24 protein-coding genes are annotated in these 24,318 nt (G+C 60.9%); 16 read left to right on the top strand and 8 right to left on the bottom strand.

Translation table 11 applies throughout. The features are described 5' to 3' along the window. Nucleotides 1-33: 33 nt before the first annotated feature. Nucleotides 34-447 (top strand): curlin, encoded by a 414-nt coding sequence (locus tag ACE4RL_RS09780; RefSeq protein ID WP_375597013.1) that lies wholly within the window; start codon nt 34-36, stop codon nt 445-447. Nucleotides 448-608: 161 nt separating this feature from the next. Then, the gene (locus tag ACE4RL_RS09775; RefSeq protein WP_375597012.1) at nt 609-1,031 is read left to right on the top strand and encodes a YciI family protein; all 423 of its coding nucleotides are present in this window, start codon (nt 609-611) and stop codon (nt 1,029-1,031) included. 64 nt (nt 1,032-1,095) lie between these two features. Here the strand turns inward: ACE4RL_RS09775 and dksA are convergent, their stop codons facing one another. Together dksA and ACE4RL_RS09765 are read right to left on the bottom strand one after the other, a co-directional pair. Then, nucleotides 1,096-1,512, bottom strand: a complete 417-nt coding sequence (dksA, locus tag ACE4RL_RS09770) for an RNA polymerase-binding protein DksA (RefSeq protein ID WP_086469818.1) — start codon at nt 1,510-1,512, stop codon at nt 1,096-1,098. Between the two features lie 166 nt (nt 1,513-1,678). Continuing rightward, nucleotides 1,679-2,098: a flagellar assembly protein FliX gene (locus ACE4RL_RS09765; protein ID WP_375597011.1), complete on the bottom strand. Its 420-nt coding sequence runs from the start codon at nt 2,096-2,098 to the stop codon at nt 1,679-1,681. A gap of 248 nt (nt 2,099-2,346) precedes the next feature. On the opposite strand from ACE4RL_RS09765, the gene ACE4RL_RS09760 reads away from it, so the two are divergent. The 8 genes from ACE4RL_RS09760 (at nt 2,347) to flaF (ending at nt 9,080) form a co-directional block, all read left to right on the top strand. Next, a complete protein-coding gene (locus tag ACE4RL_RS09760; protein ID WP_375597010.1) occupies nt 2,347-3,465 on the top strand; it encodes a flagellar basal body P-ring protein FlgI in 1,119 nt (372 codons plus the stop codon). Beyond that, nucleotides 3,465-3,791: a rod-binding protein gene (locus ACE4RL_RS09755; RefSeq protein WP_375597009.1), complete on the top strand. Its 327-nt coding sequence runs from the start codon at nt 3,465-3,467 to the stop codon at nt 3,789-3,791. Before ACE4RL_RS09760 ends, ACE4RL_RS09755 begins: the two co-directional genes overlap by 1 nt. Next, nucleotides 3,788-4,255, top strand: coding sequence for a flagellar protein FlgN (locus ACE4RL_RS09750; protein WP_375597008.1), 468 nt, complete (start codon nt 3,788-3,790; stop codon nt 4,253-4,255). Before ACE4RL_RS09755 ends, ACE4RL_RS09750 begins: the two co-directional genes overlap by 4 nt. Before the next feature lie 99 nt (nt 4,256-4,354). Next, nucleotides 4,355-4,705, top strand: a complete 351-nt coding sequence (locus ACE4RL_RS09745; protein WP_375597007.1) for a hypothetical protein — start codon at nt 4,355-4,357, stop codon at nt 4,703-4,705. A gap of 211 nt (nt 4,706-4,916) precedes the next feature. After that, the gene (locus ACE4RL_RS09740) at nt 4,917-6,470 is read left to right on the top strand and encodes a flagellin (protein WP_375597006.1); all 1,554 of its coding nucleotides are present in this window, start codon (nt 4,917-4,919) and stop codon (nt 6,468-6,470) included. 188 nt (nt 6,471-6,658) lie between these two features. Then, the gene (locus ACE4RL_RS09735) at nt 6,659-8,215 is read left to right on the top strand and encodes a flagellin (protein ID WP_375597005.1); all 1,557 of its coding nucleotides are present in this window, start codon (nt 6,659-6,661) and stop codon (nt 8,213-8,215) included. Between the two features lie 114 nt (nt 8,216-8,329). After that, the gene (flbT, locus tag ACE4RL_RS09730; RefSeq protein WP_375597004.1) at nt 8,330-8,755 is read left to right on the top strand and encodes a flagellar biosynthesis repressor FlbT; all 426 of its coding nucleotides are present in this window, start codon (nt 8,330-8,332) and stop codon (nt 8,753-8,755) included. Next, nucleotides 8,706-9,080 carry a flagellar biosynthesis regulator FlaF gene (gene flaF, locus ACE4RL_RS09725; RefSeq protein WP_297111887.1) on the top strand — a complete coding sequence of 125 codons (375 nt, stop codon included), beginning with the start codon at nt 8,706-8,708 and terminating at the stop codon, nt 9,078-9,080. The genes flbT and flaF overlap by 50 nt, the downstream gene beginning before the upstream one ends. A gap of 100 nt (nt 9,081-9,180) precedes the next feature. Here flaF and ACE4RL_RS09720 read toward each other — a convergent pair whose 3' ends face one another. The 3 genes from ACE4RL_RS09720 to ACE4RL_RS09710 all read right to left on the bottom strand — a co-directional run bounded on the left by ACE4RL_RS09720 (nt 9,181) and on the right by ACE4RL_RS09710 (nt 14,866). Beyond that, nucleotides 9,181-11,163, bottom strand: a complete 1,983-nt coding sequence (locus tag ACE4RL_RS09720; protein ID WP_375597003.1) for a flagellin — start codon at nt 11,161-11,163, stop codon at nt 9,181-9,183. A gap of 14 nt (nt 11,164-11,177) precedes the next feature. Then, nucleotides 11,178-13,025: a flagellar hook-associated protein FlgK gene (gene flgK / locus ACE4RL_RS09715; RefSeq protein WP_375597002.1), complete on the bottom strand. Its 1,848-nt coding sequence runs from the start codon at nt 13,023-13,025 to the stop codon at nt 11,178-11,180. 65 nt (nt 13,026-13,090) lie between these two features. Next, entirely contained in the window at nt 13,091-14,866 is a 1,776-nt protein-coding gene (locus tag ACE4RL_RS09710; RefSeq protein WP_375597001.1) for a flagellar hook protein FlgE, read from the bottom strand. A 246-nt stretch (nt 14,867-15,112) separates the two neighbouring features. Here ACE4RL_RS09710 and ACE4RL_RS09705 point away from each other — a divergent pair, with 246 nt between their 5' ends. Together ACE4RL_RS09705 and metA are read left to right on the top strand one after the other, a co-directional pair. Continuing rightward, a complete protein-coding gene (locus ACE4RL_RS09705; protein ID WP_375597000.1) occupies nt 15,113-15,979 on the top strand; it encodes an ATPase in 867 nt (288 codons plus the stop codon). A 74-nt stretch (nt 15,980-16,053) separates the two neighbouring features. Then, the gene (gene metA / locus ACE4RL_RS09700) at nt 16,054-16,965 is read left to right on the top strand and encodes a homoserine O-succinyltransferase (RefSeq protein WP_375596999.1); all 912 of its coding nucleotides are present in this window, start codon (nt 16,054-16,056) and stop codon (nt 16,963-16,965) included. A gap of 48 nt (nt 16,966-17,013) precedes the next feature. Here the strand turns inward: metA and ACE4RL_RS09695 are convergent, their stop codons facing one another. Next, nucleotides 17,014-18,996: a PhoX family phosphatase gene (locus ACE4RL_RS09695; RefSeq protein ID WP_375596998.1), complete on the bottom strand. Its 1,983-nt coding sequence runs from the start codon at nt 18,994-18,996 to the stop codon at nt 17,014-17,016. A 168-nt stretch (nt 18,997-19,164) separates the two neighbouring features. Here ACE4RL_RS09695 and ACE4RL_RS09690 point away from each other — a divergent pair, with 168 nt between their 5' ends. Genes ACE4RL_RS09690 through arsH form a run of 4 tightly spaced genes read left to right on the top strand, consistent with a single transcriptional unit; the run spans nt 19,165 to nt 22,746 of the window. Then, complete coding sequence (locus ACE4RL_RS09690) at nt 19,165-20,616, top strand: YcjX family protein (RefSeq protein ID WP_375596997.1); 1,452 nt, start codon at nt 19,165-19,167, stop codon at nt 20,614-20,616. Further along, nucleotides 20,613-21,632 (top strand): YcjF family protein, encoded by a 1,020-nt coding sequence (locus tag ACE4RL_RS09685; protein WP_375596996.1) that lies wholly within the window; start codon nt 20,613-20,615, stop codon nt 21,630-21,632. The genes ACE4RL_RS09690 and ACE4RL_RS09685 overlap by 4 nt, the downstream gene beginning before the upstream one ends. A 32-nt stretch (nt 21,633-21,664) precedes the next feature. Further along, complete coding sequence (locus ACE4RL_RS09680) at nt 21,665-22,024, top strand: ArsR/SmtB family transcription factor (protein WP_375596995.1); 360 nt, start codon at nt 21,665-21,667, stop codon at nt 22,022-22,024. Next, entirely contained in the window at nt 22,021-22,746 is a 726-nt protein-coding gene (arsH, locus tag ACE4RL_RS09675) for an arsenical resistance protein ArsH (RefSeq protein ID WP_375596994.1), read from the top strand. The genes ACE4RL_RS09680 and arsH overlap by 4 nt, the downstream gene beginning before the upstream one ends. Here arsH and ACE4RL_RS09670 read toward each other — a convergent pair. Both ACE4RL_RS09670 and ACE4RL_RS09665 read right to left on the bottom strand, forming a co-directional pair. Then, the gene (locus ACE4RL_RS09670; RefSeq protein ID WP_375596993.1) at nt 22,743-23,063 is read right to left on the bottom strand and encodes a 2Fe-2S iron-sulfur cluster-binding protein; all 321 of its coding nucleotides are present in this window, start codon (nt 23,061-23,063) and stop codon (nt 22,743-22,745) included. The genes arsH and ACE4RL_RS09670 overlap by 4 nt on opposite strands. Nucleotides 23,064-23,202: 139 nt before the next feature. After that, nucleotides 23,203-24,228 carry an NAD(P)/FAD-dependent oxidoreductase gene (locus tag ACE4RL_RS09665; protein ID WP_375596992.1) on the bottom strand — a complete coding sequence of 342 codons (1,026 nt, stop codon included), beginning with the start codon at nt 24,226-24,228 and terminating at the stop codon, nt 23,203-23,205. Nucleotides 24,229-24,318: the final 90 nt, after the last annotated feature.

The raw sequence follows: 24,318 nt of genomic DNA, 5'->3' as shown, positions 1-24,318 counted from the left end.
CAGGGAACGCAGACCAAAACTTGGAGCACTCAAATGACCAACCGCCTTACCCGCACCATCGCCGCAACACTCACCGCCACCATTCTGGGCCTGTCAGCGGCTCCGGCATTCGCCGGTGGCCAGATTGCCATCGGCTTTGCCCCTTCAGACCCGGAGCAGGCTGAAGCCCTGGGTATGGGCCTCAAGATGTTCTCGCTGATGCAGGGCCTGTCTGCCAGCGGCGCCAATGGCTACCAGAACGGTTCCGGCAATTCGGCCGGCTTCAACCAGAACGGCTCGGGCAATCACGGCCTGATCTGGCAGGAAGGCAATGGCCACAACGGCAATATCAGCCAGAACGGCAACAACAATAGCTGCGGCCTGTTCCAGTTTGGCGAAGCCACCAACGCGCAATGCCTGCAGAACGGCGACAACCAGAGCGGCATCACCACGGTTTTCGGCTTCTAGGGCCAACGACAATTCTGAAGCCAGGCGGGGTCTTCGGACCCCGCTTTTGCTTTTTCCTGTCCTTGTCGAACAATCTGCGAGAAAATTTGTCGAAGCCTTCCCCGACCGCTCGTCGGCTCAGCAGACAGGTCAAACGGCCTGCCCGGACACAGGAGAGAAAAATGCGCGTAGTCGTTTTCGTCAAAGCCACTGCCGACAGTGAAAACAGCGTCATGCCGACCGCCGAGCTGCTCGAGGCGATGGGCAAATATAATGAAGAGCTGATCAATGCGGGAATCATGCTTGGTGGCGACGGGTTAAAGGCCACAAAATTCGCAAAGCGGGTGCATTTCAGCGGTTCGGATCGCTCGGTGATCGATGGCCCATTTGCCGAAACCAAGGAAATCGTCGCCGGCTACTGGATCTGGGAGGTGCGCGACATGGACGAGGCGGTCGAATGGGTCAAGCGCTGCCCCAACCCGATGTTCACCGAGAGCGATATCGACATCCGCCCGGTCTTCGAGATGGCTGACTTTGCGGAGGTCATGACGCCAGAGGCAAAGGCCATTCATGATCGCAATGCAGAACGCACGCCAGGAAGCTGAGGCGCTCTGGCCATAAAAGCAAAAAGCCCGCATCGCTGCGGGCTTTTTTAGATTGGTTCAGACACTACTCGTCGCGATAAACCTTTTCGCGCCGCTCATGCAGTTCCTGGGCTTCCAGGCTCAGCGTCGCCGTGGGACGTGCATCGAGGCGCGCCAGGCCAATCGGGTCGCCGGTTTCCTCGCAATAGCCATAGGTTCCGTCGTCGATGCGCTTGAGCGCGGCATCAATCTTGGAAATCAGCTTGCGCTGGCGATCGCGGGTCCGCAATTCCAGCGAGCGATCGCTTTCCGAACTGGCGCGATCCGCCATGTCCGGATGGTTCTGGCTTTCCTCCTGGAGGTTTTCGAGAGTCAGGCGGCTTTCGCGCAAGATCTCATCCTTCCAGGCGTGCAGCTTGTTCCTGAAATATTCCCGCTGGCGCGGGTTCATAAACGGCTCGTCCTCGCTGGGTCGATAATCCGTAAGTTCAACCGAAGACATCAGCAGACTCAACCTCCAATGCGCCCTTGGCGGCCTATATATGCGCCTCGCCGTTCCCCCGCAAGCACACAAGTTACCACTCGTTAACGCAAGAAACTGCGGCGCGTCAGGCGCATAGCGCAAAATCGGCTACAACTTGATGACGGATAGTCAAATCGTGACCCGATCAAATCTGGGGATATCGCCCCAGCTTGGCCAGCTCCACCAGAACCCGCAATTCGATATCGTCGAGAACTCGATCCAGCTCCGGCTCCACCCGTTCGCGCAGCGTGCGCAATTGCGTCACCATGGTGTCGAGGCGCTCCGGCGCCACTCTGCCGATCAGCAGGTCCGCCTTCATGTCCTCGAGCAGGTCCAGCAGTTCAGTGCCCTTCCTGACTGCCTTGCGACGGCTCTCGGAAAAGTCCCCGCTGGCCTGCAGCGCCAGAATGGCATCGAGCCCCGCAGTGGGCGCCACGGGCGCCGTCGTGCTGACCCGCGGGGCGCTTTGTTCACCAGCCGGCACAAAGGCAGGGCCATTGCCGGCCTTGCCAGTCGCGGACCGGCCGGAAAGCTTGCTGCTGCGATTTGTTGCGTCGATACGCAAATGGCCTGACTCACTTGGCTTGGCGTTCCCGGCAAATTCTGCCCACTGGAGTTAACAGGAGCTTAATGCGCTCGGCAAGAATTGCTCAGCGAGCCCGCTAGATGGCGTCACCCCCATGCCGCTACCGAACAAAATTATTACATATCAGTAGCTTATACTGAAGATCACGATCTGGCACGGTTCTGGCATTTACCAACCCGACGGTCGCCCCATGGGGATGGAGCGACATCAATCGGGGATACGAGACCATGCGCCTGATCCGCATCATTGCCGCAGCCACGCTAAGCCTTGCGCTGACCCTGTCGCCAATGGCGTCCGCGCAAGCAGCGCCGGCCCGCATCAAGGATATCGTGGATATGGAAGGTGTCCGCGAGAACCAGCTGGTCGGCTACGGACTTGTGGTGGGCCTGAACGGCACTGGCGACAGCCTCAACAACTCCCCCTTCACCAAGCAGTCGCTGCAATCCATGCTGGAACGGCTGGGCGTCAATACTCAGGGGGAAAACGTCCGCACGGCAAATGTTGCCGCTGTCATGGTCACGGCCAACCTGCCCCCCTTCTCGACGCAGGGCTCGCGCATGGATGTGTCCGTCGCCGCGCTGGGTGATGCCGACAGCCTGCAGGGAGGGACTTTGCTGGTGACCCCACTGCTGGGCGCTGACGGCGAAGTCTATGCCATCGCTCAGGGTCCGGTGCTCATCAATGGCTTCAGCGCCCGGGGCGATGCGGCCAGCGTTATTTCTGGCGTGCCGACCACGGGCCGGATTTCCTCCGGCGCGTTGATCGAGCGCGAAATCGACTTCCATCTTGGCTCGCAGCATTCGCTGCGCCTGGCCCTGCGCAACCCCGATCTGACCACGGCCCGCCGCATTGCCCTCGCGGTCAATGACTTTATCGGCGCGCCCACGGCTGTGCCGGAAGATCCCGCCACAGTGCGCCTCACCCTGCCCCGCAATTTCAACGGCAATATCGTCGACCTCTTGACCGATATCGAGCAACTGATCGTCCAGACCGACCAGCCCGCCAAGATCGTCATTGACGAGAATTCAGGCATCATCGTCATGGGCAAGGATGTGCGGGTGTCGAGCGTTGCCGTAGCCCAGTCGAATCTGACCGTCACCATTGCTGAGAACCCCGAAGTGGTTCAGCCCAATCCGCTGACCTTGGGCCAGACTGCGGTCGAGCCCAACACCAATCTCAACGTCAACCAGTCCGACACGGCGCTGCAGGTTGTGAACGAGTCGGTGACGCTCCAGCAACTGGTCGATGGTCTGAACGCCCTGGGCATCTCGCCGCGCGACCTGATTGCCATTCTCCAGGCCATCAAGGCCACCGGCGCACTTCAGGCCGAGATCGAGGTGCTGTGATGAACATGATCAGCCCCGCCACCTCCTCCGTTACCCCGGCCCAGATGCAGCGCATGCGCCAGCAGGCCGAGGAACTCGAAGGCGTCTTCCTCAACATGCTGACCAAGGAAATGTTCGCCACGGTCAAGGGCGACGAGAATTTCGGTGGCGGCGGCTTTGGCGAGGAAACCTGGCGCTCCATGCAGGCCGAACAGCTCGCCAATTCAATAGCCCAGAGCGGGGGCGTCGGCATTGCTGATGATCTGATGAGCCAGATGATCGCGATGCAGGAAGCCGCCAACACCAGTTTAACGTCAATTCCCAGTGCCGGAGTGTACTCAAAATGACCGCAGCCGCCCGCCTTGCCGCACTTGATGCCCTGCCGGCCGATCAGTTGTGCGCCCACGCCGAACAGGCCCTTGCGGCACTGGTCGACGTGATGAACCAGGAAACCACCCTGCTGCGCGCGGGCCATCTGCGCGAGGCCGGACAATTGACGCCCGAAAAGACGCGTCTGGCCCAGGACTATGTCAGCTTCGCCCGGTCGATCCAGCGCCAGGCTGCGCGGCTCAATGCCGAGGCGCCAAAGTCCATGGAACGGTTGCGCGCCGGTCACGAAAGCCTTGCAACCCAGATGGCCGAAAATCTGCGCGTCCTGGCCACCGCCAAGACTGTCACCGAAGACGTGCTGACCGACGTGGCCCGCGTGGTGGGGCAGCAGAACCGCGCCCGCACCTACGGCACAGCCGGAAAGGTCACACCCGATCCCAAGGCATCGGCGACCGGCATCGCCATCAACCGGGCCCTGTAATTGCAGGGCATTTGATTAAAACACGCAACCGGCTGGTTACACGACAATAAGAGGAACAGCTTACCGTTTCTGCGAATAGGTGCATTCGGGGGAAAGGTTATGGTTGCAAGCCTCGCCATCGAGCCCGTCTCTCCGGGCTCCGCCAATTTAAGTGACTATCGCCACCGTCCAGCCATGGGCGAACGCACGGTGCTGCACGACAGCACGCAGCAAGCGCCCAACAGCGCCCGCCCGGGTGATCGGGACGGCAAGCGGCCATTCGAGCGTCCCGAGCAGAAGCAGGAACGTCGGGCCGAACCGGAGCGCGATCGCACGGCCGATTTTGCTGCGGCGGTCATTGCCGGCGCTTTGCCGCCGACGCCGCAGTCCATGGAAGAACTGATCCGGCGGATCGGCACGGCCGAAATCCCCGAAGAGTCCCAGGCCCGGCTACGGGATCTGATCGCTTAAGTTAATACTTCCCTAGACCCTCCCTGGCCATCGACCATCCAAAGCCCCGGATTGCGGGGCTTTTCTGCATCCCGGTTCATAGATTCTGGAGAAGAATTTGCCCAAACTTTCGGCATCCACTTAACCCTTCTTTAGAGCCTGACGGACCACATTCGGCCTGCCTCAGGAGAGGCGTCTTAGTTTGCGTAATCCTAGAAAAGGACCCGCCAAAATGGCCGATATCTCTCTCTCCAAAGCCGTCCGCTCGAACCTGCTGTCCCTCAAGGGCACGGCTGATATGATGGCTTCCACCCAGAACCGCCTGTCGACCGGCAACAAGGTCAACTCGGCTCTGGACAATCCATCCAGCTGGTTCACGGCAAAGGGTCTCACCAATCGCGCCAGCGACCTGGGTGCCCTGCTCGACTCCATGGCCAACGGCGTCAAGACGCTCGAAGCCGCTGACAATGGTCTCAGCGCCATGACCAAGACCCTGGAATCGATGCAGTCGACTCTGCGTCAGGCCCGTCAGGACAAGTCTTTCCAGACTCAATCCTTCGGCATCGGGGCTGAACTCACGGACAAGACTTCGGTTCAGACCATGTCCTTCAAGGGCGGTTCTGTCGGCGATCTGGCTCGTTCGATCGACGTCACCAATTCGCGCGCCGTGACCACGGCAACGACCGACTTCGCAAACCTGGTGATGGACTCGGACAATACTGCCGGCTTCACCGCCGCCGCAGCGACCACCTTCACCATTGCTGCGAACGACGACACCCCAACTTCAGTGTCGATGGTCGCCACTTCGGCAACCAATGTCCGCGTGACAATCGGCTCCAACACCTATGATACCACCGTCGCCAGCACGGAAGCTGTCACCAAGGAAAATGTTGCAGCCGCCCTGAATAAGGCTTTCGCTGAAGAAAAGGTCGGTATCACCGTCGATGCCACCGCCGCCAAGCTCAAGTTCTCCGTGAACGCCGACAAGGCCGTCGCAAACGATGACGCCAAGATCACCTTTGGCGCCGACAACGCCGCCCTCGGTATCGTCGCTGCCACCGACACAAAGTCCATACTGACCGTCGCCAAGTCCGTCGACGATCTGGTCGACGAGGTCAACACCAACACCGACCTCAAGGCCTTCATCCGGGCCTCGAACGACAATGGCAAACTGCGCATCGAAAACCAGTCGACCCAGAAGCTGACAGTTACCGGCGTTGCCGCCGGCAATGTTACGGGTGCGAGTACTACTGCTGACATCCTGGGTAACTCGGTCCGCGAAGGCCTTGCCGGCCAGTTCAACGAACTGCGCGACCAGCTCGACAAGCTCGCCGATGACGCCTCGTTCAACGGTATCAACCTGCTTCGCGGCGACAAGCTGGCCATTACCTTCAATGAAACCGGCACGTCTTCGATCGAGATCCAGACCAAGGACAGCAAGACCGTCAACTCGTCCAATCTGGGCGTCGCGACCACTCTTGAAGCTTCGGATCTCGACAGCGACGCAACGATCGACGCCGAATTGGGCAAGCTCAAGAACGCGCTGAATGAAGTGCGTTCGCAGGCCTCGTCTTTCGGCTCCAACCTCTCGATCGTGCAGAACCGTCAGACCTTCACCGACTCGATGATCAATACCCTGGAAGCAGGTGCGGGCAACCTGACCCTGGCCGACATGAACACGGAAGCTGCAAACCTGCTGGCTCTGCAGACCCGTCAGTCCCTGTCGCAGAACTCGCTCTCGCTGGCGAGCCAGGCCGATCAGTCGATCCTGCAGCTCATCCGTTAATCGTTTCAGCTACAGAAAAAATACTAGGGGCGGGTCGCAGGACCCGCCCTTTTTTTGCGTCTCGCCCGCGAAACCTCAAAAAATATGGTTTATGATCCGTCAATCCGCATGGTTAACGACCCTTTAAGAAAAGGCGGTTAACACTTTGGGCAAGGGGCCAAGCTGGCCTGAGGCAAGGATTGCATTAGATGGCGGATATCTCACTTTCGAAGGCCGTTCGGGCCAATTTGCTCTCACTCAAGGGCACTGCCGACATGATGTCGATGACGCAGAATCGTCTCGCCACCGGCAACAAGGTCAATTCGGCCCTGGACAACCCATCAAACTGGTTCACCGCCAAGGGCCTGACCAATCGCGCCAGTGATCTGGGCGCTCTGATCGATTCGATGGCCAACGGCATCCAGACACTGGAAGCAGCGGACAATGGCCTTTCGGCCATGACCAAGACCCTGGAATCGATGCAGTCGACACTACGTCAGGCCCGTCAGGACAAGTCTTTCCAAACGGCCTCCTTCTCCGTGGGTTCGGCCCTGAACGACCAAGCCACCGTTCAGACCATGTCCTTCAAGGGCGGTTCTGTCGGCGATCTGGCTCGTTCAATTGAAGTCACCAATTCGCGTGCCGTGACCACGGCAACGACCGACTTCGCAAACCTAGTGATGGACTCGGACAATACTGCCGGCTTCACCGCGGCAGCAGCGACCACCTTCACCATTGCTGCGAACGACGACACCCCAACTTCAGTGTCGATGGTCGCCACTTCGGCAACCAATGTCCGCGTGACAATCGGCTCCAACACCTATGATACCACCGTCGCCAGCACGGAAGCTGTCACCAAGGAAAATGTTGCAGCCGCCCTGAACAAGGCTTTCGCTGAAGAAAAGGTCGGTATCACCGTCGATGCCACCGCCGCCAAGCTCAAGTTCTCCGTGAACGCCGACAAGGCCGTCGCAAACGATGACGCCAAGATCACCTTTGGCGCCGACAACGCCGCCCTCGGTATCGTCGCTGCCACCGACACAAAGTCCATACTGACCGTCGCCAAGTCCGTCGACGATCTGGTCGACGAGGTCAACACCAACACCGACCTCAAGGCCTTCATCCGGGCCTCGAACGACAATGGCAAACTGCGTATCGAAAACCAGTCGACCCAGAAGCTGAACATTACAGGCGCTAGCGCCGGCAACATCACCGGAGCTGCTCTGGCCACCAGCGAAGTCGAAGGCAATTCGGTTCGCGCCGGCCTCGCCGGCCAGTTCAACGAACTGCGCGACCAGCTCGACAAGCTCGCCGATGACGCCTCGTTCAACGGTATCAACCTGCTTCGCGGCGACAAGCTGACCATCACCTTCAATGAAACCGGCACCTCGGCCATCGACATCCAGACCAAGAACGCCAAGACGGTGAATGCCAAGAACCTTGATGTACCAACCAATCTTGAGGAGAAGCAGCTCGACAGCGACGTTACCATCGACGGCCTGCTGACCGATCTCAAGGCCGCCCTCGACGAAGTCCGCTCGCAGGCCTCGACCTTCGGCTCGAACCTCTCGATTGTGCAGAACCGCAAGTCGTTCACCGAGGCGATGATCAATACGCTCGAAACCGGCGCCGGCAACCTCACCCTGGCCGACATGAACACGGAAGCGGCAAACCTTCTGGCCCTCCAGACCCGCCAGCAGCTCTCGCAGAACTCGCTGTCCCTGGCCAGCCAGGCTGACCAGTCGATCCTGCAGCTTCTGCAGTAAATCGCTTACCAAGCGCAGTTCAAGAAGGCGGGCCAGGTGCCCGCCTTCGTTGTTTTTGCCGCAATCTCGGGCTAGACCATGTGAGTCACTCCCTCGTTTGCGGACAAAAACACAATGGCGCTCAAGGTCGAACTCAAGCCCGGCGAGAAGCTGCTGGTGGGCAATTGCATCATCACCAACTCAGACCAGCGCACACGTCTGTTCATCGATGGTCACGCGCCCATTTTGCGCGAAAAGGACATCCTGACCTCCGAGACGGCCAATACGCCGGCCAAGCGCATCTATCTGGCCGTGCAGCTGATGTATATCGAGGAAGATTCCGACAAGGCCACCGCCAGCTACAACGAGATGTCCAGAGACTTCGTGGCCGCAGTGCCCAGTTCTCTACCCATTGTCGACCAAATCAATAACGAGATATTAACCGGGTCCCTGTACAAGGCTCTGAAGGCTGCCCAACGCCTCATTGAATACGAACAGGACCTGCTTTCTCATGCATCAGCACGGCGCTCAGGCGTATCAACAGACGGCGAAAGTCGTTGAAAATCCACGCCAACGCGAATCCGCATTGCTCATGAAGGCCGCGGCCGGCCTGCAGAAGGTCAAGGACGAGTGGGATACTTCTACCCAGGAAGAGCTGCGCTCGGCGCTCACCTTCAATCGCAAGCTGTGGACTATCTTCATGTCGGCGGTCACCCAGGATGACAGCCCCCTGCCCCAGGAGATCCGTCAGAACATCGCCAACCTGGGCATGTTCGTAATGAATCAGACTCGCGAAATCCTTTATGAGGGCGTTCCGCAGGCCGAACAGCTGACAGTCCTCGTGCAGCTCAACAGACAGATTGCGGCGGGCCTGCGCGGCATGTGAGCCGCTGGACCGTAGATTGAAAAAGCCCCGCATCGCTGCGGGGCTTTTTCTTTTCTCGGTGCTGTCATGAAACGGACCACGTCTTGGCGTGCGCTGCCCGCTAGAGGTAGTTCACCAGGCTCAATTGGCTGACCATGGCCGTCACCTGGTAGCTGGCGGTCAGACGCGTCTGCAGCGCCAGAATTTCCATGGCGACATCCTCCTTGCTGACGGTTTCAACATTGCTGAGCAGGTTTTCCAGCTGAGCCGCATAATTGGTGTGACGGTCGGCGGCGGCCTCAAGACCAGCCCGGGCGACACCCAGTTCCATCGTGATCAGCTCGATCGATCCGCGTTCCGAATTGCGCCCTTCCGACAGTTCAAGCTGCTGCCGCCGCGCCATGGCGTCAAAGCGCGCCTTGGCCGGGTTCAGATCGACCGAATTGGGGTCGGTCGCATTGGTGATCTCGGGATATGTCTCCACGGTCATGGCCGCCATGGAACGGATCATGCGCAGATAGCCGCTTTCATTGGCCTGCATGCCATAGGCAACGCGCCCCGAATCCTCCACCGCCGCCGTCACGGATTGGCGTGGATTGCCTTCAGCAGCCGTTGCCGCTTCCGTTACCGAGCGGATCATGGCCTTCTCGAAGTTCTCGGCAGATGCCGCTTCGTCCGCGCCGATGGTGAACTGCCCGGGCCCCGCCCGGCCGGTCACGGCCGTCAGGGTGACGTCGCGCGTCTTGCCATTGGGCTCGGTCAGGGTGACGGTCACGCTGTCGCCCGCGGTCAACGCAAAGGCATCGTCGAATACCACCGACATCGAGGCTGGATCGCCCGCCGTATGCGTGGCCGTCAGGGCACCCGCATTGGCAACGGTCGATGTCACGGCCGAAATCTGGAAGCCATGCGCCGCGGAAACCGGAATGTTCTCACTCAGGGTCACAGTCTCGGCCGTGCGAGCGGCCGTTAGCCGGCCCATGCCAATGGCAGAGACAGCAGCCGTTTCGCCACTATACCACATGACCGTATCGGTCTTAGTCGCAACCCGCAGGCTGGTGGCCGAATAGGGGTCTGCGCCCTGAACGCGCAGCACCGGCTCCCCCGCTGCGTTGAAGAAGTTCTGGCCCGCTGCATAGGTCGAAGCGGCTTTGAGTTCGCCTTCCGCGGTCTTTTGCAGCGACGCTTTCAACGCATTGTCGAAATTGGTGGCCGTCGTGATGGTGGCCGTCGCGGGATCGTCGCCAATGACGAACTCCCCCGTGGCCCCGCTGGCATTGGCCGCCGATACGGCCCGCAGCGTGATCTGCGTTTCGGTCCCATCGGGCAGCGTGAAGCCGAGGGTAATACTATCCCCCTCAGCCACAGTTCCCGGATCGCCCGGAAACGTAAAATCAATATCGGCCGGCGAGGCCGCGAAATCGGAGGCAATGGTGATGTTGGCCCCGATGGCAGAGACCGTGGACAGTTTGAAGCCGAACGGATGGTTGCCATCCTCGGCCAAGGTCACCGTGACCGGATCAGTCTGTAGAGCCGGAGCAGCAGGATTGATCGCCGTGGTAAGCCGCCCGAGGCCCGCAGTACCCAGGTCGGCCATCTGGCGTTCCGTCACTACAGTCTTGTAACCGGCCCGTCCGCCCGCGCCGTCGAGCAGTTCGGTGGTGGTCGGTAGGGGCGCCCGGTCAGTCCTTGCGCCGCCGAACAGATAACGTCCGGCAATGTCGGAATTGAGCAGGGTGACCATTTCGTCCAGTCGCGCCTTGGAGAGGCTCGAAATGGTCGCCATGTTGATATTGTTCGAACCATACTGGCCCTGCACGGCCGAATTGCGCGCCTCCCCTTCGATCGCGTCGAGCCGGGTCAGCGCATTGTCATAAAAGCTCATGCGCAGCGCGACCTGTTCGATGCTGGCATTGTAGCCTGTGATCGTGGTCAGGCGCGACCGGACCGAGAGCGACACCGGCAAGTCCCGGCCCATTTCAGACAGAGTCTGCGCCTTGACGCCTGTGCCAAGCTGCATCTGCAACTGCGCGAACTTGTTCTGCATGTTGGAGATGACAGAAAAGCCCGTGGTCAGGGGGTACATCGACTTGTTGACGATCATCTCACGCTACTCCCTCAGGTCGACGCAAACAGGGTGTCGAGCAATTCCTTGACCACCGACACGACGCGGGCATTGGCAGCATAGGCGCTCTGCAATTCGGTCAGCCGCGCCATTTCCTCGTCTAGGTTGACGCCATATTCGCTTTCCATCTGGGTGGTGATGGTATCGAGCGTCAGCTGACGATTGGACTGGGCGCTGAGGGCCGACCCGATGGTCGTCCCTTGATAGTTGAGCACCTGCTCGATCAACTGCTCGACCGTGCCGTTGAGCTGGTGCCGCCCGGCATTGGCTGCCGGGGTACTGCCGGAGACAAAGCTCATCGAGCCGAGCTGGTTCAGGATGTATTCGGGCCGTGAGGCGTCGCCCAGTGTCTGGTCGATATCGAATTGCACCAGCAGACGATTGTCCGAGATTACGGCCGGGTTGACCGAGATACGCGAGGCAAAGCCGACGATCTGCGGCGGATTGGTGTCGAGATTGTCCGTGAAGGGTGAGTTGCCCTGGTCGACAAACAGCGCCATGGCAAGTTCGCCCTGCTGGGTGCCGGCAGCGGTTCCCCGCGTGGTCAGCGCGGTCACATCGCGCGAGCCGCCCGCGCCATCGTCCAGAACCCGCAACATGCCCGCGCTGGGGCTCGTGATCGCCAACCCCGGCAGCTTGGCTTGCAGCGCCGCCGCCACCGCCGTCGCATCGGGAGGATCGCCAAAATTCACCGAGATCACGCGCTGGCCGCTGGCATCGACAAAGTCTTCGCCATTCGTGCTGTTGACGATACGCACACGCTGCTCGGATCCGTTGACGGTGTAATTCAGCAGAATGTCGTTGCCAGGCTTAAGGTGCGAAATGTCGGCCGAAAGCCCAGTCGCGCCGGCGCCATCGTTGGCAGCCGTGCCTGGAGTGGTGATCGTGGAGAAGACGGAGGCCAGGCCGGCCGCGATTTCATCGAGCTGGTTCTGGGCCTCGACAAGGATCTTGTCGCGCAGATTGACCAAGCCCGCCAGTTCACCGCCCTGCAACACGCCCTGCTGCACCAGATCGATGGTCAGGCCGGACGGCGTGGTCAGCGTCAGCTTGCCAACCTTGCTCTGCGAAGTGTCGACATTGGTCTGGGAGGTCGCCGACAGCGCCCCGGCGGTGGTGAACTTGAAAGTCGAAAAGCCGTTGTCGAGCAAGCCGACACCGGACCGCGTCATCAATGCCACCGTGCCATCGGGGCGATACTCGGCCTGCACGTCGATGACTTCCGCCACCGAGGCAACGAGCCGGTCGCGCTGATCATAGAGCTGGGCGCGCGCCGTATCGGTCATGCCCAGATCGAGCATGCGATTGTTCACCTCATTGAGGGAGATGAGCATCGCATTGACTTCGGACACATCGTTGGAGATGCGTGTTTCGGTCTCTTGACGGAGTTGCTGGATGGACGTGGAAAGGGAGTTGAGCTGGCGCGCCATGGCCTGCGCCTCTGCCACGACCTTGGCGCGGGTGGGATAGTCGTCGGGACTGGTCGCCAGGGCCTGCAGGGAATTCTTGAACGAGCCGAACATGGTATCGAGCGAACCGGCGTCGCCCGGCTTGCCCAGATAGCCCTGCAGCTTGCTCAGATAGTTGCCCATCACATTGGACATGGAGGTGTCCGAGACCTGGCGGTTGTAGTAGGTCTGCAGGCTCTGGTTGAAGGCGCGATTGACCCCGGCGGTACGGGCATAGGTGCTGTTGACCGACGAATAGTCGATGATGTTCAGCGACTGCCGGTGGTAACCGGGGGTGCCGGAATTGGCGATGTTGCGGCTCAGGATCGTGATCGAATCCTGGCTGGTCCGCAGACCCGACACGGCATTTGAAAGCGAAGAAACCAGACCCATGAAGCGGCCCTCAAACTGGACTGAAGTCCGGGGCCTCCTGCCCCGGACCTTTACTCAAACCCCGCCTAGCGGATCATGTTCAGGGCTTCCTGCAGCATCTCATCGGCGGTCGAGACGATGCGGGTGCCAGCCGAATAGGCCTGCTGGGTGATGATCAGCTTGGTGAATTCGTCCGAGATATCGGTATTGGATGCTTCCAGAGCCCCGCCAATAACGCCCGAACCGGAAAGGTCGAAGATCGGCTCACCCGACTCAGAGGTGGCTTCATAGACACCGCCATCCAAACGCTTGAGCGAGTTCACGCCGTTGAACTGGGCGGTCACCACCTGCGCCATTTCGATGCGCTCACCATTGGAATAGGTGGCCACGACCCGGCCGCTGTCGGTGATGGCCACCGAAAGGAATTCACCGGCGCCATAGCCGTTCTGATTGAGCGTCGAGACCGTCACGGTGCCGTTGACGTCAGCGAACTGCGACACACCATTGGTTTCGTGCTGCAGCACCACATCGCCGATCAGCACGCCATTGACGCGCAGATTGCTGATGGTGGCCTGCGGCACGCTGTTGGCCAGCGAGCCATTGCTGTTGAACAAGTATTCCTGGCCAATATTGGTCCAGGCCGTTGACCCGCCGACAGCCTTGCTGTCGGAAAGGTAGAACATGTTCCACTTGTCCGCTCCACCCGACGCGGCGCTGTCCACTTTGGCCCAGCGCACCTGTACGTTTACTGGCGCGCCATTGCTGGCATAGACGGTGATTGCGCCGCCGGAGATCGAATTGGCCACGAAATCATCGGCATCATCTGCCGTGATGGTGTTGACCGTACCCAATGCAGGAGCGGAAGAGGCCTGAGGCTCCGTCAGGCCAAGCGTGGTCGCAAGAGCAGGCGTCGTTCCGCTGATCGAGAAAGAGGCGTGATAGTCGCTGCCCAGCGAAACAGCGAACTGATTGCTGCCATTCAGGCCCACTGTTGCCGACGCCGCAGCGCCGCCACCAAAGTCGCGCAGCCCCGCCTGCATCTCGTCCAGCACGTTCTGTACCGTCTTGGGCGCATCCAGATTGATTGCAACGCCCCCACCCGTCGGCGGCGTCGCGCCGACATAGTAGCGGAACCGTACCGGAGCGCCGTTGACTGTGACCGTCATTTCCTGCCCGTCGGCGAAAACGGTTGTAGCGAGGTTTGCACCGGCGCCGGCACCCAGATCGGCTGTGCCATTGGCAGCCGCAGTCGTCGCCGTGGCACCGAAATTCTCAGCACCCAGCAACTCGCTGTTATAGACGGTCGAATTATAGCTCGCTGTCTTGGGAAGCTGCGGCAGGTTGGACTGGTAATTGATCGTAGTCGTCACATTGGCCGGCAAGAAGGCATTCGAAAGCTTGATAACCTCGGGCACCGAGCCCGAGATATTTCCCGTTGCCGGATCGATCGGCAGGCCCTTGAGGTAGTAGCCGGCGCCATTGACCAGGAGGCCATCCTTGTCGATTTCAAAGTCGCCGCGACGGGTGAAATAGTTCGAGCCGGCAAACACCGAATTGCCGTCCGACTGCCCGACCTTGGGCTCCACGACGAAGAAACCACCCGAGTTCAGAGCGATATAGGTCTCGTTGGAACTGGTCTGGATATCACCCTGGATATTGTTGGTGGCGCGGGACTGCGCCAGCACCGCACCCGGCACTTGCGAACGCAGCGGCGCATCGGGAATGAGGTCGAGGAAACTCGTCTCCATCCGCTTGTAGCCAGTGGTCTGCGAATTGGCGATGTTGCCCGAAATGTTCTCCAGCGCATGCGACTGTGCCCGCAGGCCGGTCACCGCACTGGAAAGAGCCCCATAGATACCCATCTGTAACTCCGTAATCCCAATTGCGCCGCACGGCGCGCTCACAGCCCTCAATGCAAGGCCAATGCCAAGTCAGGTAAGCATTGATTTTGCAGGAGTTTTGCTGGAAGAAACGGCCAGATATGACGGCGAGGCGGCAAATGAGTCCGAGCCACCGGCAGATTTTGCCGGTTGCTTGAGATCGCTGCTGGCTTGCTTTAAACGCAAGCCACAGAGGTTGGCCGCTTCCGGCCATCGGAGCGACTGAGCATGCTGTTTTCCAGCGTCGATGAGTTTGTGAAGGCCCCCAGGCGCGCGGTGACCGTTTTCGGCATGGCCGGCGTGGGCAAGACGCGGCTCTCCAACATGCTGCGAACCAATCACTGGTTCCATTACTCTGCCGATTACCGCATCGGCACGCGCTATATGGGCGAGTTCATCGTGGACAATTTCAAGCGCGAAGCCATGAAGGTACCGTTTCTGGCCCAGCTCTTACGCACGGACTCGATCTATATCTCGTCCAACATCACCTTCGACAACCTCGACCCGCTTTCGACCTATCTGGGCACGCCGGGCAATGTCGACCAGGGCGGCCTGCCTTTGGCCGAATACCAGCGCCGCCAGGAGCAGCATCGCGTGGCGGAAATCGCTGCGTTGTGCGACGTGCCCTATTTCATCGATCGCGCCAAGGCGCTCTACGGCTATGACGACTTCATCGCCGATACCGGTGGATCGCTGATCGAGGTCGTTGACCCGACCAACCCTGAAGACCCCGTCATCAAGACCCTCGCCGAGCACACGGCGCTAATCCACATCCGCGGCACCGACAAGGACGCGACCGAACTGGTCAAGCGCTTCAAAAAGTCGCCCAAGCCCATGTATTACAAGCCCGAATTTCTCGTTCAGAAATGGGCCGAGTACAAGCTGATCAATGGCATCCTCAATGATGACGACGTCGATCCGGCCGGTTTTGGCGCCTGGGGCTTCGAAGCCCTGTTGCATGACCGCCTGCCCCGCTACCAGGCTCTGGCCGACAATTTCGGCTATGTCGTGGAAGCTACCGACCTCGCCACCGTCCGCGACGGCGACGAATTTGTCGATCTGATCGCTGCCGCAATCGAGAAGCGAATGCGCTAGCGCGTGACCTCCCCCCTTGGAGATCGCGCGCCGGCCTGAATCACTTTCTCATTGCAACTCGCCAAGAGGCTGACATGCCTATCAGAATTCCCGACAACCTGCCCGCCCGCCGGACCCTCGAAGAAGAGGGCGTCAATGTCATGGACTCCAGCCGCGCCGCACGGCAGGACATCCGCCCGCTCGAATTCGGCCTGCTCAATCTGATGCCCAACAAGGAGCGGACGGAAACCCAGTTCGCCCGGCTGATCGGCGCCACCCCGCTGCAGATCAATCTCAGCCTCGTGCGCGTCACCGATCACCAGTCCAAGAACACCCCGGAAGACTACCTCAACACCTTCTACCAGACCTGGGAAGAGGTGAAGGAGCGCAAGTTCGACGGCTTCATCGTCACCGGCGCGCCCATCGCCAATATGCCCTTCGAGGAAGTGCGCTACTGGCCCGAAATGCTCGAGATCATGGAGTGGACCCGCACCAATGTGCACCACACCATGTTCATCTGCTGGGGCGCCCAGGCCGCCCTGCACCACTTCCATGGCGCCAAGCGCTATCGCATGGAGAAGAAGGCCTTCGGCGTGTTCCGGCATAAGGTGGTGGGCACCCGCTCACCCTTCCTGCGCGGCATGTCGGACAGCCCGATGATCCCCGTGTCACGCTACAATGACATAGACCGCACGAGCCTGGGGGACGGCCTCGAAGTGCTGATCGACCAGCCTGATATCGGCCTCTGCATGCTCGCTGACCGCAACGAGCGGGCCGTCTACTTCCTCAACCATCTGGAATATGACAATCGCTCGCTGGCCGATGAATATGAGCGCGACAGGGCCGCCGGCCTCGACACGCCGCCGCCGGAGAACCTGTTCCCCAATGGCGACACCAGCGCCGTGCCAGAAAACCGCTGGCGCAGCCACGCCCATCTCCTGTTCCAGAACTGGATCAACGAGATTTACCAGACAACGCCCTTCGACTTGAACAGGGTCGGTCAATAGAAAAAGGGGCCGCGTTGGCGGCCCCTTCGATATCGTCCCGACAATCGATCAGACCGCGATCTTACCGCCGCCTTGCTTGGTAACGACAACCACAGCCGGGCGCACGGGCATGTCGTCCTGGAAATCGGGCCAGCGCGTCGCCGGATCCTCATAATAGGATGGACGCCCGTGGCCTTCCCAGTCCTCGCCACCATCGCCGGGATGCTGAATGGCCAGGAACAGCGACTCTCCATTCTCCGTGAATACCGGACCGCACATTTCGGCGCCAACGGGCACACGGTAGAACAGACGCGAAGTACCGCGGGCGGCCCCTTCGGTGTCCACGGCCCACAGACCATCGGTGCGGCCCGTATCGGTCGGGTTGTTACCATCGGTGGAGACCCAGAGACGCCCGTCGGAGTCGACAGCCGCGTTGTCCGGCATGCCGAACCAGCCATTCTCGGTGGTGTCGGTGGAGAAAGTCGCCCCGACCTCGGCAATCGAAGGATCGCCACACTTGAGCAGGATCTCCCAGGTGCCCGAGGTGGCAGCGAAATCACCATCGGCTTCGGCGATCTCGATGATATGCCCGAAAGCGTTGGCTGCACGCGGATTGGCTGCGTTGACGTCTTCTTCCGTACGGCGGGAATTATTGGTCAGCATCACATAGACCTTGCCATTGGTGGCATTGGGCTGGATGTCTTCCGGACGGTCCATCTTGGTGGCGCCAAGCAGGTCGGCGGCACGGCGGGTTTCGATCACGATGTCGGCCTGGCTCTCAAAGCCGTTTTCTGCCGTCAGCGGACCTTCGCCATGCACCAGCGGCATCCATTCCATGGAACCGTCTTCATCGAAACGAGCCACGTAGAGCGTACCTTCATCGAGCAGGTCCATATTCGCAGCGCGATCATCGGCATTATAGGTGCCGGCGGTCACGAACTTATAGACATAGTCGAAACGCTCGTCGTCGCCGGAATACAGCACGACTTGGCCATTCGGTGCGACGATGGATTCAGCGCCTTCATGCTTGAAGCGGCCCATTGCGGTGCGCTTCTTGGGCACGGAGTTCGGATCCATCGGGTCCACTTCGACGATATAGCCGAAGCGGTTCATTTCGTTGGGTTCCTTGGAGACGTCGAAACGGTCGTGGAAATTGTGCCACTGGTACCAGCCACCCGGCGCACCGAGGCGGGCATAGTTTTCCGCTTCGGCATGATCGGCGGGGAGTTCGCCGGAGAAATAGCCGTGGAAGTTTTCCTCGGCCATCAGGTAGGTGCCCCAGGGGGTCACGCCGCCTGCACAATTGTTCAATGTGCCCAGGGCCTTGGTGCCGGTCTCGTCGACACTGGTCTTGAGACGGTCATGGCCGGCAGCGGGGCCAGTGATGAGGGTTTCCGTCGTGCCGGTGATGCGGCGGTTATACTTGCTGTCGGCAATCCGGTGCCAGACACCATCGACTTTTTCGATCTCGATGATCGAACCGCCATGCGCGGCGATCTCGATATTCACCTGCTCTTCGCTGAGGTCGCCCTGCACGGCAGCCCCATCCACGACCTGCACCAGGCCGGGGAACATGAGGTGAGGATTGGTATATTCGTGATTGACGACCAGCAGGCCATGCTCGTCGGACCCGTCGAGCGGAATATAGCCCACATAGTCGTTGTTGTAGCCAAACTGACCGGCCTGCGCGGCGGCTGTCTGGTTATTCGGATCGAACTCCGGAGCGCCCGACACGACCGGGTCGCCCCAGCGGATCAGCACCTGGGCATCATATCCTTCAGCAACATGGTGGTCGGCGTCGACGCCGGCGGTCACCTCGAGGAAGGAAAAGGCCGAACCACCTTCCTGCGCTTCGGCGCGCGGGGCACTCAAAAGAGCGGCCGGCCCGACAGTTGCGGCAATGGCCGACACGGCCAGGGAACCCTGCAGAAACCCGCGACGCGAAAACCGCGCGGCAATAACCTCGCCCATTGTGCGGTTGGCGGAATGATTGGTCGGATCGAACTCGGCGGATTCGAGACCCTGGGTGGGAAAAGTCGGTTTCTCGTTCATATTTGCTCCTCACAGCAAAACGGGCCCTGTTCGGGCCGGGGCACGCCCCGATGGATAAGCCAGCCGTTTGACGGATCGGACACATCTGCATGACGATGGGATGACACCCGCAGGTCCTTGCATTCGCCGCATCAGGCCCTACCTTGCCAGTACACGGGGACATGTTCTTTGCCGCAGCCGCCGACCACCATTACCGACGAACTGGGCATTGCCCTGTCCAATCTGGCCGATACCGCGACAGGCGTCTTGACGCCCACCTTGCGGCTGGGGGTGACCGGTCTCAGCCGTGCCGGAAAGACCATCTTCATCACCGCTTTGGTGCACAATCTGCTGACCCAGGGCCGCTTGCCCGGTTTCGCCCCGCTGGCCGATGGCCGCTTCATCGGGGCGCGGCTGGCTGAATATCCCGATGCGACCATTCCACGCTTTGCCTATGAGCAGCATCTGGCCGCGCTGAGCGGGAATCCGCCAGTATGGCCGGAAAGCACCCGACGCATTTCCCAGCTTCGCCTGGTGCTCAAATTCCAGTCCGCCAAATGGTGGGCGGGGATGACCGGCCCGGCCACGCTCAATCTCGATATTGTGGATTACCCTGGCGAGTGGCTGCTCGACCTGCCCTTGCTCGGCCTCAGCTTTGCCGAATGGAGCGATCAGGCCCTGGCGCGGGCCCGCCAGCCCGGCCACGCAGATGAAGCCGCCGAGTTTCTGCGCGTGCTGGACAACGCCGACATATCCAGGGAGGCAAACGATCCGGACGCAGAACGTCTGGCCACGGCCTTCACCACCTATCTGCGCCGCAGCCGCGAGCATGGCGCGCTCTCCACCCTCCCACCCGGTCGCTTCCTGCTTCCAGGGGATCTGGAAGGTTCACCAGCCCTGACCTTTGCGCCCCTGCCGCGCACCTCGGGCGCAACGGCCCGTGGCAGCCTCTACGCCATGCTGGAGAACCGCTACGAGGCCTACAAGGCCCAGGTGGTACGCCCCTTCTTTCGCGATCACTTCGCGCGGCTCGACCGGCAGGTGGTGCTGGTCGATACCCTGCGCGCACTCAATACCGGCCCGGCGGCCGTCAACGATCTGGAGACGGCACTGACCTCCGTGCTCGCCTGCTTTCGCCAGGGTGAGGCCAATCCGCTCCTGCGCCCCTTTTCCCGCCGTATCGACCGCATCCTGTTCGCCGCCACCAAGGCCGATCATGTGCACCACACCAGCCACGACCGGCTGGAGGCCATTCTCAACCGGCTGGTGTCCAATGCGCGCAAGCGGGCCAGCTTTGCCGGGGCGGAGACAAAATCCCTCGCCATGGCCGGCATCCGCGCCACCAGCGAGGGCACCATTCGCGAAAGGGGCGATACCTTGCCCACGCTTGTCGGCACCCCGCTTGATGGCGAAGTGCTTGATGGCACCACCTATGATGGCAAAACCGAAATCGCCTTATTTCCCGGTGACTTGCCGGAACGACCGGACTCTCTTTTTGAGAACGGCAAACCTGTGGCACTGAACTTCCTGCGCTTTACACCCCCGCAAAAACTGGAGCGCAATGCCTCAGGCGATATCGTTCTGCCCCATATCCGGCTGGACCGGGCGCTCGACTATCTCATCGGAGACTGGATGGCATGAAGCGCCCCATTGCCCGTACCGTCACCAAGGACGAAGCGACTGCTGAGCGCGCCCGCGTGCCCCGCGCCTTCACGCCCGACCGCGCCGAGATCGTCGAAGTCGCCTTTGAGCCCGAGAACCAGCCCGAACTGGTCACACCACCTCCCCGCCGCATGGGTTGGCTGGCTCGTCTGGCCTGGACCACCGGCGGCATCCTCGTCTCGGCAGGCTTAGGTCTTGCGGCCGACCGACTGATCCGCGATCTTTTTGCCACTCATGAGTGGCTGGGCTGGCTCGGGCTGGGAGTGCTCGGTGCCTTTCTCGTAGCGGTCTTCGCTCTCGTCATCCGGGAAATGCTGGCCCTTCGCCGCCTTGCCGTTCTCGACGCCCTGCGCGCTGACGCGGCCAGGGCTCACGCCGACAATGACGCCAAGCGGGCCCGCGCCGTCGCCAGCCATCTCCTCGGCATCTACGCTGCCCGTCCCGATCTGGCCCGCGCCCGCCAAACCCTTGACGCCCAGATCGGCGACCTCTTCGATGGGACCGACATCATGGCGGTGACCGAACGCAGCCTGATGGCCCCGCTCGATGCCCGCTCGCGCGCCCTCGTCGCCGCCTCGGCCCGGCGCGTCGCGCTGGTCACTGCCGTCTCGCCACGCGCACTGATCGATGTCGCTTTCGTCATTTATGAGAGCATCCGCCTCGCCGGCGCCATTGCCGCGCTTTACGGCGCGCGCCCCGGCCTGTTCGGCTTCTGGCGCCTGGCCGGTTCCATATTGGCTCATCTCGCCGTCACTGGCGGCCTCGTTCTCACCGATGGCGTGGTCGAACAACTCGTCGGCCAGGGCCTTGCCGCCAAGCTCTCGGCCCGGCTGGGTGAAGGCGTCGTCAACGGATTAATGACGGTCCGCGTTGGCATCGCCGCCATGCGTGTCGTCCGCCCCCTGCCCTTCGAAACCCTGCCGCAGCCCACCGTGCGCGACTTCATTCCGGAATTGGTCAAGGTCACGACCGATGCGAGCAAGCCAACGGCTTGACCCGCATCATTCAAATCAATATATCATGATATATGGATACGAACGAAGCGATTGAGGCCTTCGCCGCCCTGTCTCACCCTGGGCGCATTGCCATTTTCAGATTGCTCGTCGCCGCCGGGCCCGATGGGGTGCCCGCGGGGCGCATCGGAGAGCAACTGGGCCAGAAGCAGAATACGACCTCGGTGAATCTGTCGGTGCTGGATCGCGCTGGTCTCGTCAGCAGCGAGCGAGATGGCCGGCAGGTGATCTATAGGGCCAATTTCGCCGCTGTAGGCGGGCTCGTTGCTTATCTGCTCGAAGATTGCTGCGGTGGCCGCACCGAGGCCTGTATGCCGGTGGCGGCAAGCCTGGCGCAAACCTCATCCCCCAGACCAGATCAGTGTGTTGAATGACCGATTTCGCCGAAACCATGCCTGCCCTTGCGGCAGACCAATTCATGCTGCCCGAAGCCGAACGCTTGCTGACGCCGAAACTGTCGACGCACAAGCCGCGCATCCTGATGCTGTATGGTTCTCTGCGCGAGCGATCCTATAGCCGCTTCGCCACCCAGGAAGCGGCCCGCATTCTCGAAGCCCTTGGTGCCGAAGTGCGCATCTTCCATGCCAACGGACTGCCCCTCCCCGACGACTCGACGGCCGATCACGCCAAGGTGCAGGAATTGCGCGCGCTCTCGCTCTGGTCCGAAGGACAGGTCTGGTGCTCCCCCGAGCGCCATGGCGCCATGACCGGCGTGATGAAGTCCCAGATCGACTGGCTTCCGCTCAACTCCGGCTCAATCCGGCCGACCCAGGGGCGCACGCTGGCCGTGATGCAGGTCAGCGGCGGCTCGCAGAGCTTCAATGCCGTCAACCAATTGCGGCAACTGGGCCGCTGGATGCGGATGATCACCATCCCCAACCAGTCCTCAGTCCCCAAGGCCTTCCAGCAGTTCGACGCCGAGGGGCGCATGCTGCCTTCTTCCTTCTATGACCGCATCGTCGATGTGATGGAGGAGTTGATGAAATTCACCCTGCTCACCCGCGACCGCGCCGATTATCTGGTCGACCGCTATTCCGAGCGCGTTGAAAGTGCAGCAGCCCTCAACAAGCGCGTCAACTTGAGCGCCGCGACCTAGTCCTTGGCCGCGCTCGGCGCCAAGGTGAGCTTCAATCCGTCCAGTTCATCCGAACACAGGATCTGGCAGCTAAGGCGCGAGTTCGGCTTCACGTCGCCCACGCTGTCGAGCATGTCTTCTTCTTCCTCGCTCGGCGCGCCAACGGCGTCGAGCCAGTCACTATCGACATAGCAATGGCAGGTGGCGCAGCTCAGCGCGCCGCCGCATTCGGCCTTGATATTGAGGCCCCAGTCGCGAATGACCTCCATCACCCGCCAGCCCTCGAGCCCTTCGAGCTCGTGAACTTCGCCTGCCTGGTCGGTAACATTGATCTTCATGGGGCGCTCCTCAACAGCGGGGCGTCCATACCCCTCAAAAGGCCCCGCTGCAAGAGCGAGGCCGCAGGCAATTCGGCTTGAAGCGTTTCCCGCGAAAGTGGCAACGGTTTGCGGTTCGGAAACGCGACGGAACGAGGCCTCAGGCCACGCCCAGCTTCTTCTGCAGCTTGGTCGAACTGGTGGTGTACTGGAACACCACGCGCTCGCCGGGCGAAACGATCGCCTTGGCTGCCTGGGCCATCAGCGCTGCCTCATGGAAACCGGAAAGGATCAGCTTGAGCTTGCCAGGGTAGTAGTTGATGTCGCCGATGGCAAAGATGCCAGGCACCGAGGTCTCGAACTTTTCGGTATCGACCACGATCGTGTTGTCGTTGAGTTCCAGGCCCCAATCGGCCACCGGCCCCAGCTTCATGGTCAGGCCGAAGAACGGCAGCAGCCGCGTAGCCGGAATCGACAGATCACCCGCCTCGGTGGTCAGGTGCACATGGTTGATCATGCCATTCTCGCCATCGAGCTTGGCGATCTGGCCAAGCTGGAAGTTGATCTTCCCGTCGGCAACCAGTTCCTTCATCTTGTTGACCGACGCCGGAGCCGCCTTGAAGGCATCACGGCGGTGCACCAGGGTCAGGGTGCGCACGATTGGCGCCAGGTTCAACGTCCAGTCCAGCGCCGAGTCGCCACCGCCGACAATCACCACGTCCTGGTCGCGGAAATCTTCCATCTTGCGCACGGCATAGAACACCGACTTGTTCTCGAACTCCTCGATCCCCGGCACGGGCGGGCGCTTGGGCTGGAACGAGCCTCCACCGGCCGCGATCACCACCACCTTGGTGAAAAAGGTCTCATCCGCATCGGTCTGCAGCTTGAACGAACCGTCCTCCAGCTTCTCGATGGAATTGACCATGCGCGAGAAGTGGAACTCAGGCGAGAACGGCGCGATCTGCGCCATCAAATTGTCGGTCAACTGCTGACCGGTGACCACCGGAAAGGCCGGAATGTCATAAATGGGCTTTTCCGGATAAAGCTCTGCGCACTGTCCGCCGGGGCGGTCCAGGATATCGATGAAATGGCATTTGATGTCGAGCAGCCCGAGTTCGAAGGCTGCGAACAGCCCGCAGGGGCCCGCGCCAATGACAACGACATCGGTGGTGATTTCAGTGCTCATCTTGTCTCAAGTCCATTCGACACCGGCGCTGCGTCGCAGCCCCGGACTTTGGGTCCCATCGGGGCGCCCTGCCCCGCATTGCTTCATGGG

Source organism: Devosia polycyclovorans, assembly GCF_042181575.1.
Lineage (GTDB): Bacteria > Pseudomonadota > Alphaproteobacteria > Rhizobiales > Devosiaceae > Devosia > Devosia polycyclovorans.
The sequence above is the reverse complement of the archived record's forward strand: the minus strand, read 5'-3'. Positions and strand labels throughout refer to the sequence as shown.